Annotated in this window: 1 protein-coding gene; it reads right to left on the reverse strand. The window is 61.3% G+C overall.

Features of this window, described 5'->3' with window-relative positions:
* On the reverse strand, window positions 1-812 hold an 812-nt coding region (locus AC1DU6_RS33560; protein ID WP_477862678.1), incomplete at both ends, for a DUF445 domain-containing protein.

Raw genomic sequence — 812 nt, forward strand, 5'->3', positions numbered from 1 at the left:
CGATGAAACTGCGCGCATTATTCCAGAGATTACGCCCAAGCTCGGCAAGCTCGGGCCGCGCCAGCAGATCGCGCTTCAAGCCATCGATGCGGCCGGTGAAGCCGGGCTCCGTCTCCAGCCGATCAACGAAGGACAGCAGCATGCGATCGAACTCGCCGCGGAACGGATGCGCGGGATCCTTGCGCACGTCGTCGAAGAAGGTCGTGGCAGACGCGACGATGCGCTTTAGCAGGAACGCATCGGCGCGATAGAGTTTGAGCAATGTCGGCAGCTCGTCGCGAATCTTGTTCTTGATGACGGCCAGCGTGTCCGGCTCGGTCAGCGCGCCATGCATGGCGCCGAGCAGATTGTCGAGCAGGCCCTGATGGCGACCATCCTTGATGAAGCCGCGCATGGTGCCGGCAGCGATGGGCGCGAGATCAACCGACTGCAGCTGCGTCATCACGCGGCGGATAATGAAGGTTTTGAGACCAGACGTTTCCGTCGCCGACATCGCCTCCGGCAACAGCCGCAGCAAGAAGCGCGCGAGGTCCGCGCTACGCTTTTTATCGCTCAGCCAATCCGCGACAAAACTCGCAAAATCCACCTCACGTAATTTGGCCTCGACCGGCGCGGCTTCGAGGAAATGCACCTCGATGAATTCACCCAGCTTGTCGGCAATGCGATTTTGATTCGCCTGGATGATCGCGGTGTGTGGAATCGGCAGACCCAGCGGCCGACGGAACAGCGCGACAACGGCGTACCAGTCCGCCAATCCGCCAATGGTGGCCGCTTCCGCGAAGGCCGCAACGAATCCGAACGCGGGATGAATC

It is taken from the genome of Roseateles sp. P5_B10, assembly GCF_056400485.1.